17 protein-coding genes are annotated in these 16487 nt (G+C 60.3%); 9 read left to right on the top strand and 8 right to left on the bottom strand.

The window, feature by feature from the left end; genetic code table 11:
* Positions 1–669: 669 nt before the first annotated feature.
* Together KFE13_RS14880 and KFE13_RS14875 are read left to right on the top strand one after the other, a co-directional pair.
* Positions 670–1224 carry a hypothetical protein gene (locus KFE13_RS14880; protein WP_260703881.1) on the top strand — a complete coding sequence of 185 codons (555 nt, stop codon included), beginning with the start codon at positions 670–672 and terminating at the stop codon, positions 1222–1224.
* Between the two features lie 36 nt (positions 1225–1260).
* Positions 1261–1515: a glutaredoxin family protein gene (locus tag KFE13_RS14875; RefSeq protein ID WP_260706976.1), complete on the top strand. Its 255-nt coding sequence runs from the start codon at positions 1261–1263 to the stop codon at positions 1513–1515.
* A gap of 6 nt (positions 1516–1521) precedes the next feature.
* On the opposite strand, the gene KFE13_RS14870 is transcribed toward KFE13_RS14875, so the two are convergent.
* Positions 1522–3429: a chloride channel protein gene (locus KFE13_RS14870; RefSeq protein ID WP_260703880.1), complete on the bottom strand. Its 1908-nt coding sequence runs from the start codon at positions 3427–3429 to the stop codon at positions 1522–1524.
* Positions 3426–3890 carry a MarR family winged helix-turn-helix transcriptional regulator gene (locus tag KFE13_RS14865; RefSeq protein WP_260703879.1) on the bottom strand — a complete coding sequence of 155 codons (465 nt, stop codon included), beginning with the start codon at positions 3888–3890 and terminating at the stop codon, positions 3426–3428. The genes KFE13_RS14870 and KFE13_RS14865 overlap by 4 nt, the downstream gene beginning before the upstream one ends.
* 122 nt (positions 3891–4012) lie before the next feature.
* Here KFE13_RS14865 and purB point away from each other — a divergent pair, with 122 nt between their 5' ends.
* The 3 genes from purB to KFE13_RS14850 are packed head-to-tail and all read left to right on the top strand — an operon-like array spanning position 4013 to position 6570.
* Positions 4013–5314: an adenylosuccinate lyase gene (gene purB, locus KFE13_RS14860; RefSeq protein WP_260703878.1), complete on the top strand. Its 1302-nt coding sequence runs from the start codon at positions 4013–4015 to the stop codon at positions 5312–5314.
* A 12-nt stretch (positions 5315–5326) separates the two neighbouring features.
* A complete protein-coding gene (locus KFE13_RS14855) occupies positions 5327–5935 on the top strand; it encodes a YkgJ family cysteine cluster protein (protein ID WP_260703877.1) in 609 nt (202 codons plus the stop codon).
* A gap of 23 nt (positions 5936–5958) precedes the next feature.
* Positions 5959–6570 (top strand): UbiX family flavin prenyltransferase, encoded by a 612-nt coding sequence (locus KFE13_RS14850; RefSeq protein ID WP_260703876.1) that lies wholly within the window; start codon positions 5959–5961, stop codon positions 6568–6570.
* On the opposite strand, the gene KFE13_RS14845 is transcribed toward KFE13_RS14850, so the two are convergent.
* The 4 genes from KFE13_RS14845 to KFE13_RS14830 all read right to left on the bottom strand — a co-directional run bounded on the left by KFE13_RS14845 (position 6567) and on the right by KFE13_RS14830 (position 9841).
* Complete coding sequence (locus KFE13_RS14845; protein WP_260703875.1) at positions 6567–7532, bottom strand: alpha/beta fold hydrolase; 966 nt, start codon at positions 7530–7532, stop codon at positions 6567–6569. The genes KFE13_RS14850 and KFE13_RS14845 overlap by 4 nt on opposite strands.
* A complete protein-coding gene (locus tag KFE13_RS14840) occupies positions 7529–8005 on the bottom strand; it encodes an NUDIX hydrolase (protein WP_260703874.1) in 477 nt (158 codons plus the stop codon). Before KFE13_RS14840 ends, KFE13_RS14845 begins: the two co-directional genes overlap by 4 nt.
* Before the next feature lie 9 nt (positions 8006–8014).
* Positions 8015–8662, bottom strand: coding sequence for a nitroreductase family protein (locus KFE13_RS14835; RefSeq protein ID WP_260703873.1), 648 nt, complete (start codon positions 8660–8662; stop codon positions 8015–8017).
* A gap of 150 nt (positions 8663–8812) precedes the next feature.
* Positions 8813–9841: a hypothetical protein gene (locus KFE13_RS14830; RefSeq protein ID WP_260703872.1), complete on the bottom strand. Its 1029-nt coding sequence runs from the start codon at positions 9839–9841 to the stop codon at positions 8813–8815.
* A 182-nt stretch (positions 9842–10023) separates the two neighbouring features.
* Between KFE13_RS14830 and KFE13_RS14825 the strand changes: the two genes are divergently transcribed.
* A complete protein-coding gene (locus KFE13_RS14825) occupies positions 10024–10845 on the top strand; it encodes a hypothetical protein (protein WP_260703871.1) in 822 nt (273 codons plus the stop codon).
* Positions 10846–10927: 82 nt separating this feature from the next.
* Here the strand turns inward: KFE13_RS14825 and KFE13_RS14820 are convergent, their stop codons facing one another.
* On the bottom strand, positions 10928–11101 hold the full coding sequence (locus tag KFE13_RS14820; RefSeq protein ID WP_260703870.1) for a hypothetical protein: 174 nt from the start codon (positions 11099–11101) through the stop codon (positions 10928–10930).
* A 266-nt stretch (positions 11102–11367) separates the two neighbouring features.
* Here KFE13_RS14820 and uvrA point away from each other — a divergent pair, with 266 nt between their 5' ends.
* Positions 11368–14496: an excinuclease ABC subunit UvrA gene (gene uvrA / locus KFE13_RS14815; RefSeq protein ID WP_260703869.1), complete on the top strand. Its 3129-nt coding sequence runs from the start codon at positions 11368–11370 to the stop codon at positions 14494–14496.
* On the top strand, positions 14493–15458 hold the full coding sequence (locus KFE13_RS14810) for a CPBP family intramembrane glutamic endopeptidase (protein ID WP_260703868.1): 966 nt from the start codon (positions 14493–14495) through the stop codon (positions 15456–15458). Before uvrA ends, KFE13_RS14810 begins: the two co-directional genes overlap by 4 nt.
* A 1-nt stretch (position 15459) precedes the next feature.
* Here KFE13_RS14810 and KFE13_RS14805 read toward each other — a convergent pair whose 3' ends face one another.
* Positions 15460–15909 carry a hypothetical protein gene (locus KFE13_RS14805; RefSeq protein WP_260703867.1) on the bottom strand — a complete coding sequence of 150 codons (450 nt, stop codon included), beginning with the start codon at positions 15907–15909 and terminating at the stop codon, positions 15460–15462.
* Between the two features lie 70 nt (positions 15910–15979).
* Here KFE13_RS14805 and KFE13_RS14800 point away from each other — a divergent pair, with 70 nt between their 5' ends.
* The gene (locus KFE13_RS14800; RefSeq protein ID WP_260703866.1) at positions 15980–16426 is read left to right on the top strand and encodes a YciI family protein; all 447 of its coding nucleotides are present in this window, start codon (positions 15980–15982) and stop codon (positions 16424–16426) included.
* The last annotated feature ends 61 nt before the right edge of the window (positions 16427–16487 follow it).

The following is a 16487-nucleotide window of genomic DNA, read 5'->3' as shown; positions in this document are numbered from 1 at the left end:
TGCCTTGGCGGCAGATCGTTTCGTGATTGGTACTGGCCCCGGAACTCGCACAAATTACGGGCAAGGCGAGGGCTAAAACTTGACTTCAGGGCGCTGACTAATCCGGCCTGGCCGAGCAGGTGTCGGAGGCAATCGAGCGGCTGAAGGTCGTACAGGAAACCGGATTTTTGAGGGAGGGGGTGAGTCTTACCGAAACTCACGCGAGTCCCTTGCAGTGGTGAAAGTACCGCCCCCTATGGGGTGTGTCAAGTATAAAGCACAACATGTTGTGTTGGCAGTGGGAATACCCCTATTTATCTGACTGTAACGGGAAGAAGGCGGTGGAAATCCGTGATTTTGCTGTGGAAGACCGCAAATCGCCGCTTTGGAGGCGAAGTTTCCCGCACCGTTTTGACGCTGCTTTTCGGGGTGCCCATTACAACTTTCGTTGCACTTTGTGAGAGTAGGGTTTCAGGACTTCCAAGGCAAGGCGCAGGAGTGGTGCAGAGGCTGTGGAGGGCGGTGGAAGGCGTGGAAAAGAGGGCTGTTCGATCACCGGCTACTGCTACCCCCTCTGCATCTCCTTTTCGATAGAAATCCGGTGACAACAAACTGACTCGGCAGGGATTGCATCTCACCCATCTGCTGCAAAGTGCGCTTTTCCCATCATGATCGATGAAGGAGTTCCCCATGAAGCCCTCTCCCATCTGTACGCGTTTTCTTACTGCCTTACTGCCGGTGACGATGATCCTGCTGGCAGCAGGCTGCGATTCCAAGACCAAGCCGACGGCAGCGAACTATACGCAGACCATCAATGCCTTCTATACAGAGCATCCTGACTGCCTGCTCGCGAATATCCGGTTCCCCTATGCGACATCGGACCCAGCCATGACGAAGCAGCTCAACACCCTGGTGAAGTCGCAACTGCTGGAAGCCAGCTACGAGTCGGCCGTGAAGACGACGCGATTTACGGTGGCAACTGCCGGGCAGCGGTATGCGCCGCGCTTCTGCTATGGACATCGCACGGTGAGCTCGATCGAGAGCTCGACTCCGCCTGCGAAGGGTGCCACCGGATTTCCTGAGACCAAGGTCACGTACCACTACACGCTCGAAGATGTTCCTGTATGGGCAAAAACGGTGGATGTGCAGAACGCCTATCCGCAGATGGCAACCGCAATCAACAGCGGAGGCACAGGCGAGATCACACTGGCACAAACGCTGGCAGGCTGGCAGGTTCCTGACTAACACACGCAGCGGAAAAACTGTTTGTACACTGAAGCTATGGACCTGACCGTTTACACCGCAGCCTGGTGCCGCGACTGCCGTGAGGCCAAGCGCTTTCTCGATACCCACAACATCCCCTACAAAGAGGTGGACATCGAGAGAACGCCGGGCGCGGCCGATCTGGTGCTGGCCAATGTCGGCAAGCGTGCGATTCCCCAATTTGTTATCGATGGCAAATGGGTGCAGCCCTACCGGCCCGGCGAGGGATTTCTCTACGACGAGATGGAAGAGCTGTTCGGCGTCTCGTCGTAGAGCACCTTAGTCGAGTCCACTCTCGATCTTTTCCTCGGCCGCCAACAATCTCTCCTGGTCGCGAACCGCACTGTCGTACGCCCGATCCACGAGATCATCGATTGGATGCTCGGCGCGAAGCGGCTTTCCAAACGGCCAGCGCAGCGTCAGGACACGCTGGCGATCGCTGTCGCGCATCCGTGCCTTGCTCCTTGCCGAAAGCAGATCTTCGATCGTGAGGATGCCGGAGAGTGCTCCCTGAGCGTTGACCACAGGAAACGACGTCAGATGCAACTCTGCCATCTTCTCGGCAGCAGAACGCAGCGTGTCGTTCGGCGCCACGACGGCGGGCTTCGCGCTACCGGCTTCAAGTAGCGATCCCTTCAGGTTGTTGTCGCGTCCTGCGGTGATCATCTGACCGCGCGTCAGAATGCCGCCCAGACGGCCATCCGCATCCACCAGAGGAAAGAGTCGCTGCCAGTGCGACCATGCCTCGCTGCCACGCTCATTCATCTTCTTCAGCCAGTCGGCTGCATCCTGACGCGTTGCATCCATCGGCAAGGCAAAGACGCTGGTGTGCATTACGTCACGTACCATCACGGTCTCTAACGGATCGACGCCGTATTCGCGGCTGAGATGGAAGCCGCGGCGGCTTAGCCGCTCAGTCAGAATGGAGCGCGGCTGCAGCAGAACACTTACGGCGTAGCTGACCACGCAGCCCAGCAGGACAGGCAGCATCAGGCCGCCGTTGTGTGTCAACTCGACGGCGAGCATGGCGGCCGTCAGAGGTGCGCCGATGGCCGCGGCAAGGATGGACGACATGCCGACCAGCGCCCACGCTCCCTGCGACACGGGCGTTAGCAGATGACCTGCTGCTGCCCCCATAGCTCCGCCGATCATGAGCAGCGGAGCGAGAATACCGCCGGATGTATTCGAACCCAGCGAGAAGGTCCAGATAAGACTCTTGATCACCAGCACGCCGAGAATCAGCTTCCATGTCACATCGTCGGTAACAAGCTTCTGGATAACTTCATAACCAACACCGAGTGCCTGCGGAAAGATCAGACCGCCAAGCCCGACGACAACGCCGCCGATGGCAGGCCACCACATCCAGTGAATGGGCAGCCGCTCGAACACGTCCTCGATCGCATACAGTATGCGACTCAGCCCTGTCGACAGCAGCGCGGCCAAAAGTCCAATGAAAAGCGCTCCCAGCATGGCTGCGTGATGGATGGGCACCGTGGTCGGCAGCATGGGAAAGATCGGCCCCGGTCCCAGCAGCAGCCTGCGAATCGCCCCCGCGGTGACGGATGCAACCGCGACCGGCACCAGGCTGCGCGGTCTCCACTCAAAGAGCAGAAGCTCGACCGCAAGCAACACTGCCGACAACGGGCACGAGAAGGTCGCCGACATACCCGCAGCAGCACCAGCAACCAGTAGCGTCGTGCGTTCCGAATCGGTCATGCGCAGCAGCTGGCCGATCAGAGAACCGGTTGCGCCGCCGGTCATGATGATGGGGCCTTCCGCACCGAACGGACCGCCCGAGCCGATGGCAATCGCCGTAGCAATCGGCTTCAGCACAGCAATGCGTGGAGGAACCTTGCCACCCTTGAAGATGATGGCCTCGATGGCTTCAGGCATGCCGTGGCCGCGAATCTTCTCCGACCCGTAACGCGCGATCACACCAATCAAAAGTCCACCGAGGATCGGGGCAAAGGCTGCCATCCAGCCAAGAGTGTTGTTCGCCGGGCTGACATCGGCAAAGCTGAGGCGATGGTAGTAGAAAATGTTCGTCGCAAAACGAATCAGGCCTAACAGCACCCACGCCAGGATGGCTCCAGCCACGCCGAGGATCGCTGCCAGCCCGCTGATGAACAGCATCCTGTTCGTTGCCGAGTAGTCCCGCAAACTGGAGGCTGATTCTTCCTGATTCATCGTTCTGCTCCTCGTTTTGAAGAAGATGTTTTACGCCCAATCAGCTGCTCCAGGCTGTGGAGAAGATCGCCATTTTCCGTCCGGACTTCGGCCAGGTGAACAGGCACGAGCTGTGCCAGAAGATCGTTTCCACGCGATGTCGCCTCGACCAGTGACCGGCGATGATCGGCTGGGTCGGCAACGCGCTGCACCAGCCCCGATTTTTCGGCACGGTCCACAAGCTCGACCGCGGTGTTGTGACGCACCACCATGCGCTCGGCGATGTAGGAGATGGACGACTCTTGCCCTGCAGGCACGGTCGCCACCACCTGAAGCAGTTGATACTGCTGTGCTGAGATCCCGGCTCGTTCGCAGGCTGCTTCACTGAAGCTGACAAAGCGTCGCAGCTGATAGCGGAACTCGGCCAGATCGGCCAGCTTCGCCCAATCCAGAGATGCGGCCTTACTTTTTCGGTGGGTCATCGTTATATCGTATTGCGATTATATCGCAATACGATATTTATGGACCCAACCATCCTCATCGCATCAAGGCGGTAGAATGGAAGAGTTACGAAAACTCCCGCAAATTCTGGAGAACACACGCTTTGATCGCTCGCTATACACGCCCCGCGATGGGCCGCATCTGGTCCGACGAGAACAAGTACCGCAGCTGGCTGAAGGTGGAGGCCGCCGCATCGCAAGCGCTCGCGCGCTTTGGCCTGGTGCCACAGGAAGCCGCCGACGCCATCCGCGATAAGGGGAACTTCACCGTTGAGCGCATCAACGAGATTGAAGCCGAGGTGCGGCACGACGTGATTGCCTTCACCACCACGGTTGCCGAACACATCAACAATCCTGAATACTCGCGCTGGCTTCACTACGGCCTCACGTCCACCGACGTTGTGGACACGGCGCAGGCGCTGCAGATTCGCGAAGCGTCGGTAATCATTCGCGAAGGCATCGTCGCGCTCTCTGATGTTTTGAAGCGCCGCGCGCTCGAGTTCAAGATGACGCCGATCATCGGCCGCACGCACGGCATCCATGCCGAGCCTTCTACCTTTGGGCTGAAACTCCTGCTCTGGTACTCGGAGATGCAACGTAACCTCGCACGCTTCGATGCCGCCGCAGAAGATCTGCGCGTGGGCAAGCTCTCCGGCGCGGTCGGCACCTTCGGCCACCTGAAGCCCGAGCATGAAGAGGCCATCTGCGCCGAGCTGGGCTTGAAGCCTGCCGACATCGCCACGCAGGTACTGCAACGCGATCGCCATGCGGCTTACATCTCGACACTCGCAGTATTGGCCAGCACGCTCGATAAGATCGCCACCGAGATTCGCCATCTGCAGCGCACCGAGGTTCGCGAAGCCGAGGAGTTCTTCTCCGAGAAGCAGAAGGGTTCAAGCGCTATGCCGCACAAGCGCAACCCCATCACCAGCGAGCAGATCTCCGGGCTTGCGCGCGTCATGCGCTCCAATGCGCAGACGGCTCTCGAAAATGTTGCCCTCTGGCATGAGCGCGATATCTCGCACTCTTCTGCCGAGCGCGTCATCTTCCCCGACTCGACGATCCTCGCCGACTACCTGCTGGCGAAGACAACGAACCTGATCGACAAGCTGCTGGTCTACCCGGCGCGCATGCTGAAGAATCTCGAATCCACCGGCGGCCTCATCTTCTCCGGCCAGCTTCTGCTCGATCTCGCCGAGTCCGGCATGAGCCGCGAAGACGCTTACCGCCTCGTGCAGGGCCATGCGATGAACTCATGGAAGAACGATCTCGTCTTCCGCGAAGAGATCGCCAAGGTGCCGGAGATCACCGCACGGCTCTCACCCGAGAAGCTGGCACATGCGTTCGATTACAACCGCCAGCTGGCGAATGTGGATGCCATCTTCAAGCGTGTGCTTGGAAAATAATTTGTTTGCGTTATGTCTACCGACGACAGGCTTGTCCATATCGTAGATGCCGCTCTGGTCTCCGCTGTAGAGCGGGGCGGCACGCATCTTGCCTGTCGGCCTGGATGCACGCAGTGTTGTCACGGCGTCTTTCCCATCTCGCAACAAGACGCATCACGCCTCCGCAATGCGCTCAGCGCACTTGAACACGGTGATACTTCTGCAGCGCAGCGTATTCGCGCTCGTGTGGTCGATTCGCTCGCTCGCATCGCACCACTCTTCCCAGGCGATCTCGTCACTGGCATTCTCAATGATGCTTATGAAGAGGCGGCCCTCTTCGCCGACGAAGAAAGCATCGGCGATAACGAGCCCTGTCCTGTTCTCGATCCAGTCACCGGGACCTGTGATCTGTACGCAGCGCGCCCTATTGTCTGTCGTACCTTCGGACCGCCGATGCGCACGGCTGAAGGCGATCTTGCGACCTGCGAGCTCTGCTTCATCACGGCGACAACCGAGGAGATCGCCGCTGCCGAACTCGACCCCACCCTCCCCGCGCAAGAGACGGCAAGCAATGCCGCCTTCGATGTCGCGCACCATCTGCACGGCGAAACGATTGTCGCCTTTGCACTGCGGAATGCCTGACACCAGCCGCATCGGCGATAATCATGCCTGTGACTGAAGCCTGCAACATCACCCTCGCCGTCACCGGAGCCAGCGGCAGCATCTATGCCGCCGAGATGCTGCGCGCGCTTGCCGCCGATGCACGCGTCGCACACATCAACTTTATTGCGTCAGAAAACTCGCTGCGCGTCTTTGCAGAAGAGCTGCAACTGAGTGGACGCAACGGACTGGTAGAGAAGCTACTCGGCGCCCCATGCACCAAGCTTCGTCAGCACGCCGATTCCGACATTGGAGCCAGTATCGCCAGCGGCAGTTATCCCACAGGCGCGATGATCGTGCTTCCCTGCTCCATGGGGACGCTCGCAGCTATCGCCAACGGCCTTGCATCGAACCTGATTCATCGCGCAGCCGATGTCACTCTCAAAGAGCGGCGTCCGCTGATTCTGTGCGTGCGGGAGACCCCGTTCAATCGCATTCATCTGCGTAACATGCAGCTTGCGGCTGAAGCTGGCGCAACTATTTTCCCGACTATTCCCACGCTCTACAATCTTCCGCAGAGCACAACGGAGATGGCACAGCAGTTCGTCCACCGCGTGCTTGCGCATATCGGCATGCCGCAACCCGGCGCGTACCAGTGGCAGCCTGATACCGACTAGCGCGGAATCCCAATAGTAAGAAAGACCTTCTCACCGCCCTGCATCGGAGGCTGCGCCTTCAGAAACACATCAGTTGCTTCGGCGACTGGCTGCGAACACTCGAGCGGCGCAAGATGCCCGCAACCTTTAACGATATTCAGCACCGAATTCGGAATGCCTTCATGAATCTTGCGGCCGGACTCAAGCGGAATCAACTCGTCCTCAGATCCCCAAACAATCAGCGTCGGCTTCTGGATATCGTGCAGACGAAAGTCCATCAGGTCGCGTCCGCTCACCATAGACGCCATGCTGCGCTCGGTCACCCAGCCATTATGGGCGATCTTGCGCAACACGTCGCGCATCACGAAGGCTGGTATAGGCTGCGGATGCGGAGAGAGGATCGCCATCAGCTTCGTGACGCCATCGGCATCAGTCGGCACAAAGAGATCGGCGCCGAACGTTGCCGGGAAATAGACGCCAGCGCTGTCATAAACGACGAGCCGATCGACCAGCTCCGGATGATCGAATGTCAGCTTCATCGCAATCCATCCGCCCATCGACCATCCGCCGATATCGGCGTGGGCAAGATGAACAGCCTGCATAAACGAAACGACCGCTGCCTCCTCCATCGCAATGGAGTAATCCGCATTCGCCGGTTTCGAGGAGCGACCATAGCCGGGAAGATCCGGCGCATAGATGTGAAATCCACGTGCAGCCAGCGCAGGAATCATCTCGCGCCAGTCTTCGCCGCGTGCGCCCAGCCCATGAACCAGCAGCAGCGGAGTTCCATCCGGCTTGCCAGCTTCAAAGTAGTGCAGCCGATATCCGCCGGCGTCGACATAGTCGCTCTTGACGCCTTCGCGCCACAAGTGCAGACGCACCTGCTGATCGACCACCCATAGCGGGTTGAAGTAGAAGATCAACCCGGCAACCAGAAGCAGCACGGCTATTACCGCAAATAAGCGCAGCGCGATCTTCATCATCTCTGCATCGTCTCCGCGATCTTCAGCGCACCTTCGATCACGCCCAGTGTAGTCTCGTCGAGCTTATAGGTCGCAGAAAAAACCTCCTCGCACAAAACCCAACGTGCATCGGCCGCGTCATCGCCGCAGATCGGATCGCAGCAATCATCGGCAACGCAGAACCACTCCACAAGCACATAGTGGAACTGCACGGCGCCATCCGCATCGCGCAGGATGCGATCCAGCGTTGTGATGATGGCTATCGGACGCACCTGCACCCCGGTCTCTTCGAATATCTCGCGTGAAATTCCCTCGGCTGTCGTCTCGCCAAGCTCAAGCGCACCGCCCGGCAACGACCATGCCCCGATTAGCGGTTCGCGCCCACGGCGGATCAGTAGAACCCTGTCCCCACACAGCACAACACCGGCTACGCCAACGATTGGTGCGCGAGGATACTCGCGCCGCGGCCTGATCTCATCGCTGTCCGTAGACAAGGTTCGGGCTCACTTCAGCGGCTTACCGTACTCTTCGCCGAAGACCGTGTGCGACATCTCGAAACGTCCGCCGTTGTACTTGTCCGGCCCCTTCAGATGTCCGATCCCCAGCAGCGCCACCACCCAGTAGCTCATCGGCAACCGCAATGCCTCGTGCACTTTATCCTGCTCGAAGCCTTCCATTGGAGCCGTATCGTATCCCATCACCTCGGCCATCAGCATCATGTGGGTGAAGGCGATCATAACGTGCTTGTTGAGCCAGGCATGCATCTGTTCCGTCGTAAAGCCGCTCAGGAAGTTCGAGATGCTGGTGCGTGCCTGTGCTGCGTAACTCTCCGGCATGCCGCCGCTCCGTCCCTGTTCCAGCATCAGGTCAACATCTTTGCGCCAGCCATCGGCATCGCCACAGGCAACAATGACGGCAGAGGCCTCCTCTACCTTGGCCTGGTTGTAGCTTGCTGCACGCAGACGCCGCTTCTGCTCCGGCGACTGCACCACCACAAAACGCCACGGCTGCATGTTGTACCCACTGGGCGCACGTAGTCCAGCCTCAAGAATCTGCTTCAGGTCCTCTGGCGGAAGAGGCGCGCTGTCGAAGCTCGGTGTCGCGCGTCTCTCCTCAATTGCCTGACTCAATGTCTTCCTGATCTTTGCCATCGTTCCCCTGTCTTCCGGTTCTACTTGCGTCGTCCTTCTTCGCTCCATGGCTCGGGAGCAGTCCGCTGCATACGGATGAAGGCGTCTTCAAGAAGATAGCACTGCCGAAATCCCGGCAACGTGAAAACCCTGTTTACGATTCCGTTCCTCTTAGTGAATCTCGTTCATAGCCATCTCCGTGGCATAGGGGTTTTGGCCAGGAACCTCGGCGAAGATCCAAACGCCGTGAAAATTTTTCCTGAGCTCTGGATATGCGGCCACCAGCGCGCTCGCAGCATCGGCATTGCGCTTGCGAGCTGTAACTGCGTCGCCAAGCTGATCGACCTTCAGCTTCGCCGTAACATCCACCTTCTCCTTCGCAAGCGAATCATCCACGCCAAGACCGGTGAAGTGATACTCCGCGCCATCGACTCCCTTCACCACCAGCGGCGTATCGGCACTCACACCACTCGAAATCGTAGGCGGAGCAGCCGTTGTCTGCTCATTGCGCAGCTTGTCCAGATGCGTACTCTGGATCATGTTTGCCGGGTTCAGCAGCACCTCGGCCTGCTGATAGTAGAGCCACGCCGTCCACGGCTCCTTGTTCTTCACCATCGTGCGCGCCTGCGTCCAGTACCACAATCCATCCTTACCCGCGGCTGTCATCGGACGCGGATAGAAGCCCGCCATCTGCCACTGTCCCTGCACCTGCTGCAGGAGGAAAGACAACCTCCACGGAGCAACGCCGCCGCGCATCTCCACGATGGCAAAGGCATACTTACCCGCAGGCAGGCCGGGAATCGAAAAGTCGGCCTCGGCGATCGAGTTATTCAGCATGCAGGCAAACTGCGCGTTGCCCGGTGAACCATCCGCGGCTGACTTCAGGTCGCTGGCATCCAGAAGATAGACCTGCTCCACCATCGGCGTAGCGCCCTTCACCTTCGCGGATGTACTGGCAACCAGATTCTGGATCGCTCCAAAGTCACGCGCATAGGTAGCAATCGTTACGGCACGCAATCCCGCGCTGTCGTTCGTCTCCACCTTCTGCGCCAGGCCGCGTGCAGCCGTCGCCAGAGCGTCCCGGTCCGACGCGCTCATCGCCGACTGCGTCGTGCATGTCTCTGCGTTGACCCTCGCAAAGGTCGCTCCTGCCACTAAGAGCATTCCTGCCAACACGCGACACGCCGTCCTGTGTTTCATCGAATCCTTCTCCCGGCAAAACAGACCTACTCTGTCAGATGCCAAATATCGAATCAAGTCTAGTACACCCATCCCGCATCGCTGCGATTCCAGACGTGGGAGGAATACACTATCAGCGACGATAACGTTTGCCGCAGCACGGCGTCGTATCTCTACAGGGGCTTTACCGAAATTCGAACAGCATGACTGCTGGAAAGCTAATTCGTCTGTTCACGCTTGCGCTGCTCCCGGCAACGGTGCCCCTCTGCGCGCAAAACCGCACCAACTATCCCGGCCTGCCCCCGGCGGCTGTGCAGGCAAATCCGGCAAACTCTCCTGCCAGCCCGCCACCGCAGGCAACCCCAGCGACGCTTCCCCCCACAGCGCCAACTTCGGATACAGACAATACAGCACCTGCTCCGGCTGCGGCTCCCGCACCCGTACAAGGGCCGGCGCACCGGGCTACTATCTCCTATCACGATGGGCAGATTTCGGTTTCGGCCTCCAACTCCAGCCTGAACCAGATTCTGCGCGATATCTCCCGACAAACCGGAATCAAGATCACCGGCGGTGTTCAGGACGAGCGCGTCTTCGGCGACTATGGACCGGCCTCGCCGTCGCAGGTTCTCTCTACATTGCTCGATGGCACGGGAAGCAACATGCTGCTGGTGCAGGGCATCGATGGCCGTCCCTCAGAGCTGGTGCTGACAACCAGGACCGGGGGGCCAACGCCACCTAACCCGAATGCCATCCAAAACTCCGATTCGGATGACGATGCGCCTGTCCGCCAGATCGTCAACAACCCGCCGGAGCCGCCACCACCGCCTTCTGGCTCGCAGTCGCAGCCTGCACCGCCTGCCGTTGCTACGCCCATCCCGCCTCCGACGGTTGATAACAGCGCACCAGCCTCAGCTACGACGACAAGTAGTGACTCCAACCAGCAGTCACCCAACGGCGTAAAAACGCCACAGCAGATCTTCGACGAGCTGATGAAGCTGCGCCAGCAACAGCAACAACAGCACTAAAGCTGCTCAGCGTTACTCAGTTTCTAATTGGAATAAGAATCGATACGGCACCAGCCGTCTGATAGCGCATGGTTTATGCGGATTAGCCTTCGACCACCTGCGTAGCCGCCATCGCAGCTCTCGCCTGTCTCTCCGCAGCAACCTGCTTCGCATGAATCCGAAAGATCCGGAACATCGAAACGCATATCCCGTATGCGCCAAGTACGCCAACAGCCAACGATGAAAGTACCGCAGAGACCAACACGATCGAGTTCACAACTGCTCCTGAAGCCCTGTCGAAGGTATTTCAGCCACCCTCCGGACGTCTATTCCGTACACCATTGTGACAAACTCACTCCCAATTACAATGCACCGTGCAGTTTTCGCTATTGCACCTTCAGATACATAGCGTCCCACTCTGGTTGTATCCGCCCCCTCGAACAGGCCCGCCGCCACCCTTCCTCCGTCCCGGCGCCGAATGCCGTATCCTAATAACTTGGCCCCTGAGCCGTCCGCGGCGCTATCTGGAGCCCAGACATCTCTATGAGCACCTCACCCGTTACCGCGCCGGAAACGAAGACCCGGTCCCCCCGGCCAGGCATCACCCACATCACCGTGCGGGGAGCACGTCAGCACAACCTGCGCAACGTCTCCGTCTCCATCCCACGCAATACACTCACCGTCGTCACCGGGCTTTCGGGATCGGGGAAATCCTCCCTCGCCTTCGACACCATCTACGCCGAAGGCCAGCGCCGCTACGTCGAAACCCTCTCCGCCTACGCCCGCCAGTTCCTCGACCAGATGGAGCGCCCCGACGTCGACTCCATCGACGGCCTCTCCCCCGCCATCTCCATCGAGCAGAAGACCACCTCCCGCTCGCCGCGCTCCACCGTCGGCACCATCACTGAGATCTACGACTACCTGCGCCTGCTCTATGCCTCCGTCGGCCAGCCGCACTGCCCCAACTGCCACCGCCCCATCTCACGCCAGTCGGCAGATCAGATCGTCGAACGCATCGTCGCCCTCGCCCCCGGCGAGCGCATCACCGTCTTCGCTCCTATCGTCCGCGGCCGCAAAGGCGAGTTCCGCGAAGAGCTCGAAGCGCTCGACCAGCAGGGCTTCCGCGCCCGCGTCGACGGCGAAATGATCGAGATCACCGACGGCATGCGCCTCGAAAAGCGTAAGAACCACACCATCGAGGCTATCGTCGACCGCATCATCCTCAAGCCGCTGCCGCCGGATAACACCTCTGCCGCGCTCGCGGGCGCCGCGCCCAAATACGATACCCGCCGCCTCGAGGCCTCCGTGGCCAAGGCCCTCCAGATGGCCAACGGCCTCGTCCTCATCGGCATCCAGGACCCCGTCACCCGCCACCAGGAAGAGACCCTCTATTCCTCGTCGATGGCCTGCCCCGACTGCGGCATCAACGTCCCCAAGCTCGAGCCGCGTAGCTTCTCCTTCAACTCCGCCTACGGTGCCTGCCCCGAGTGCCACGGCCTCGGCTCCATCTACGACTTCGACCCCGCGAAAACCATCACCGACTGGTCCAAACCGCTCCTCGATGGCGCGATGGGTCCCGGCTCCGCCTCCCAATACCTCCTGCGCCTCATCAAGCTCGCCGCCGAAAAATACAAGATCAACATCAATCAGCCGTTCGAAAAACTCACGCACGAGCAGCAAAATCTCTTCCTCTACGGGCCACCCAAGGGCGAGGCAGGACGCACCGGCTTCCACGGCATCTTCGCCTACCTCCGTGCCAACCTCGAAGACTCCAAGTCCGAGGGCTATCGCGAGTACATGATGCAGTACATGTCCGCGACCACCTGCCCGCGCTGCCACGGCAAACGCCTGCGGCCCGAATCCCTCGCCGTCACCGTCAACGGACAAAGCATCGCCGACTTCACCGGGCTGTCCCTCGAAAGAGCCCTCACCAGCGCGAAGACCATGAACTTCACCGGCCGTGAGCGCCTGATCGCCGACCGCCTCCAGCGCGAGGTCATCGAGCGTCTCGAATTCCTCAACGCCGTCGGCCTCGGCTATCTGTCTCTCGATCGCTCCGCCGCCACGCTCTCCGGAGGCGAAGGCCAGCGCATCCGCCTCGCTACGCAGATCGGCTCGCGCCTCCGCGGCGTTCTCTACGTCCTCGATGAACCGAGCATTGGCCTGCACCAGCGCGATAACCAGCGGCTGATCTCCGCGCTCGAAAACCTGCGCGACCTCGGCAACACCGTCCTCGTCGTCGAGCACGATGAAGACACCATCCGCAAGGCCGACTACGTGCTCGACCTCGGCCCCGGAGCCGGCAAAAACGGCGGCCACCTTATCGCCGATGGCACCCCGCAACAGATCATGGACAACCCGGCCTCCGTGACCGGGCAGTACCTCGCCGGAAAGATCGACATCGTCACCCGCCCCACACCCGGCCAGGCTCCACGCCCGCTCACCGGCAACTGGATCACCGTCGAGAACGCCACCGCCCACAATCTTAAGAACGTCACCGCCCACTTCCCCCTCGGCGTCATGACCGTCATCACCGGCGTCAGCGGCAGTGGAAAGAGCACCCTCGTCAACGACATCCTCTACCGTGCCCTCGCTAAAGAGCTCTACGGCTCGCGCGAAGAGCCCGGCCAGCACGGCAAAGTCCGCGGCATCTCGCAGATCGACAAGGTCATCGAGATCGACCAGTCGCCCATCGGCCGTACCCCTCGCTCGAACCCCGCGACGTACACCGGTGTCTTCTCCGCCATCCGCGACCTCTTCGCCATGCTGCCCGAGTCGCGCGAGCGCGGCTACAAACCCGGCCGCTTCTCCTTCAACGTGCAGGGCGGACGCTGCGAGGCCTGCCAGGGCGAAGGCCAGCGCCGCATCGAGATGAACTTCCTGCCCGACGTCTACGTCCTGTGCGAGGTCTGCAATGGCCGCCGCTACAACCACGAGACGCTCGCCGTAAAGTTCAACGGCTACTCCATCGCCGACCTGCTTGACCTCGCCATCGAAGACGCGCTGCCTGTCCTCAAGGACATCCCGGCAGTCCACCAGAAGCTCCAGACCCTCGTCGATGTCGGCCTCGGCTACATCCACCTCGGCCAGTCCGCCACCACCCTCTCCGGCGGCGAGGCCCAGCGCATGAAGCTCGCCCGCGAGCTCTCCAAGCGCCAGACCGGCCGCACCCTCTACCTCCTCGACGAGCCCACCACCGGCCTCCACTTCGACGACGTCCGCAAGCTCCTCGAGGTCCTCCACCGCCTCACCGACCTCGGCAACACGGTCGTCATCATCGAGCACAACCTCGACATCATCCGCAACGCCGACTACATCCTCGACCTCGGCCCCGAAGGCGGCGAAGGCGGTGGCCAGATCATCGCCCACGGCACGCCGGAACAGGTCGCCACGGTCAAAGGCTCCTACACCGCCGAGTTCCTCGCCCGCCACTACACCCCGGCGCAGCTCGCCGCCAGCCGCAACGGAAGCAGTCACGTCGGACCGCAGTCAGCCAGCATCAGCGCCGCCACCGACCCCGACAAAAAAGCCAAAGGCAAGTTCGTTCCTCCTGAGAAGAAAACCGGCGTACCTACTCCGCGGACAGTTAAACTTGCTGAGGCAACGGACTCAGCATCAAAGAAGAAAAAATCCACCGCCGGAAAGACCGCCAAATCAAAGAAGAAGGCATGAGCCACCCTTCCACACCTCCGCTTCCTGAAGACCTCAAGCGGGACTTCTCCCAGCCGCAGGCACCGGCCGTCCGGCCCATTGCGCCTCTGCCCAAGGAAGTCGAAGCCATCATCATCGAGGCTCCGCCGCCCTCTGTCGCCCCCGGCCCCGGAGTCCCCGCGCGCGTCCCGCACCTTGGCCACGCCGTGCTCTTCGTCTCCCTGGCGGCTCTTGTTCTGGTCTTCACGCAGATTACGCTGCTTGGCCTGTCGCATCCGGTAGCCGATCCGCACCGTACAGCCAACGCAGCGCTCCACCCCAAGCTGATCATCGCCTCACAAGCGATCACCTACCTCGTTACGCTCGGCATCTCCTTCTTCTTCTTTCCGCTGCTCTGGCAGCGCAGCTTCGCCGACGGCATCCAGTGGGACTTCGCCACCGCCCGCCGCAACGCCTGGAAGTTGATCCCCATAGGCCTCATCACCGGCTTCGCCGTGCAGGCCATCTCCTCGCTCATCCCCGTGCCCAAGTCGATCCCCATGGACGACTTCTTCCGCCATACCTCCGACGTCTGGCTGGTCACGGCATTCGGCACCCTGGTCGCTCCGCTGTTCGAGGAGATCGCCTTCCGCGGCTTCCTCTTCCCCGCCTTCGCCATCGCCTACGACTGGCTCTCGCTGCCCAAAACCCCCGCCGCCCGAGAACGCTGGCACAACACCACCGGCCTCACCACGGCAGCCATCGTCTTCTCGACCATCCTGTCGAGCATCCTGTTCGCCCTGCTGCACGCCGAACAGCTCGCCCACGCCTGGGTCGCCCTCTTCGTCCTCTTCTGCGTCTCGCTGGTCCTCTCCATCGTGCGCATCAAGACCCGCTCCGTAGCCTGCTCAACCCTCGTCCACGCCAGCTACAACGCATCCGTCTTCCTGACACTCTTCATCGCGACCGGAGGCTATCGCCATCTAGAGCGTCTGGCGCGTTAGTTCAATAAGGGTTAGATTCGGCAAAATGATCTGCTTCGGCACCACGTAATAGAACGCCGAAATATTTCTCCCGTTCACAAGTCGTTTCGAGCATTCCATCGCGTAGGATGCCCCAAGAATGTTGGCGCCAAAGGCCATCCTCGGTCAATGCATAACCTGTCGCAATGCCAACAATTCGTGGCTTACGTCGTTTCCAAACAGCAGCAACATTTTGGTGACACATACTTGATCTCATGGGTTTTGTTACTACCCGCCCATGCATAAGAAAGCCTGACTCAAGCAATAGGGTTATGTCAGGATCTGGTTTTGGAGGAGCGACAAGGAAAATTCCACCAAATCGAAGAAGAAGTGCTTTCAGCGGCTTCAACTCTGGTTGTTCAGCTACTGCCTCCCTATATCTACCTTCAAGAAATTTCTTCTGCTCGGTCGTCATTCTTTGGAAGGCTAGCATGGCTCACTTTCTTAGGAAGAGACTCGATGCTCGTGAGTCGCGCTAGTACAATCGACCACCAGGAGTTCCCATGCGCTTCATGATCATCCGCAAATCCGACGCCAACATGGAGACCGGCGCTCTCCCCGACAAGAACCTCCTCGCCGCCATCGGCCGTTACTACCAGGACATGCGCGACGCCGGAGTCCTCGTCGCTGGCGAATGGCTCCGCCCCACCGCCAAATCCGCACGCATCGTTGCCTCGCAGGGCAAACAAACCGTCGTCGACGGTCCCTTCACCGAACTCAAGGAAGTGATCGCCGGCTTCATCGTCATCGAAGTCCCCTCCCTCGAAGAAGCCATTCGCTGGGCTCGCCGCTGCCCCACCCTCACCGGCGTCGTCGACGCCCAGGCCGAAATCCGTCAGGTTGTCGAAGCCTCCGACTTCCCCGCCGACTGCGCCGAGCCCCTCACCCTGCACGCCTCGAAGACCATGGCCGCCGACGCCGAAAGACTCCTCAAGCTTCAGACCGTCTAGCCACTCAGCAATAAAAATCTTCCGAGCGTGTCGATCCGGCACCTTCCCGTTCGACATAGTA

The sequence above is a fragment of the Edaphobacter flagellatus genome (assembly GCF_025264665.1).
Classification (GTDB): Bacteria; Acidobacteriota; Terriglobia; order Terriglobales; family Acidobacteriaceae; genus Edaphobacter; species Edaphobacter flagellatus.
The sequence above is the reverse complement of the archived record's forward strand: the minus strand, read 5'-3'. Positions and strand labels throughout refer to the sequence as shown.

Bases quoted from the DNA above. Each gene is read 5' to 3' on its own strand.
- KFE13_RS14880 (WP_260703881.1), top strand. From the start codon at position 670: ATGAAGCCCTCTCCCATCTGTACGCGTTTTCTTACTGCCTTACTGCCG.
- KFE13_RS14875 (WP_260706976.1), top strand. From the start codon at position 1,261: ATGGACCTGACCGTTTACACCGCAGCCTGGTGCCGCGACTGCCGTGAG.
- KFE13_RS14870 (WP_260703880.1), bottom strand. From the start codon at position 3,429: ATGAATCAGGAAGAATCAGCCTCCAGTTTGCGGGACTACTCGGCAACG.
- KFE13_RS14865 (WP_260703879.1), bottom strand. From the start codon at position 3,890: ATGACCCACCGAAAAAGTAAGGCCGCATCTCTGGATTGGGCGAAGCTG.
- KFE13_RS14855 (WP_260703877.1), top strand. From the start codon at position 5,327: ATGTCTACCGACGACAGGCTTGTCCATATCGTAGATGCCGCTCTGGTC.
- KFE13_RS14850 (WP_260703876.1), top strand. From the start codon at position 5,959: ATGCCTGTGACTGAAGCCTGCAACATCACCCTCGCCGTCACCGGAGCC.
- KFE13_RS14845 (WP_260703875.1), bottom strand. From the start codon at position 7,532: ATGATGAAGATCGCGCTGCGCTTATTTGCGGTAATAGCCGTGCTGCTT.
- KFE13_RS14835 (WP_260703873.1), bottom strand. From the start codon at position 8,662: ATGGCAAAGATCAGGAAGACATTGAGTCAGGCAATTGAGGAGAGACGC.
- KFE13_RS14830 (WP_260703872.1), bottom strand. From the start codon at position 9,841: ATGAAACACAGGACGGCGTGTCGCGTGTTGGCAGGAATGCTCTTAGTG.
- KFE13_RS14825 (WP_260703871.1), top strand. From the start codon at position 10,024: ATGACTGCTGGAAAGCTAATTCGTCTGTTCACGCTTGCGCTGCTCCCG.
- uvrA (WP_260703869.1), top strand. From the start codon at position 11,368: ATGAGCACCTCACCCGTTACCGCGCCGGAAACGAAGACCCGGTCCCCC.
- KFE13_RS14810 (WP_260703868.1), top strand. From the start codon at position 14,493: ATGAGCCACCCTTCCACACCTCCGCTTCCTGAAGACCTCAAGCGGGAC.
- KFE13_RS14805 (WP_260703867.1), bottom strand. From the start codon at position 15,909: ATGCTAGCCTTCCAAAGAATGACGACCGAGCAGAAGAAATTTCTTGAA.
- KFE13_RS14800 (WP_260703866.1), top strand. From the start codon at position 15,980: ATGCGCTTCATGATCATCCGCAAATCCGACGCCAACATGGAGACCGGC.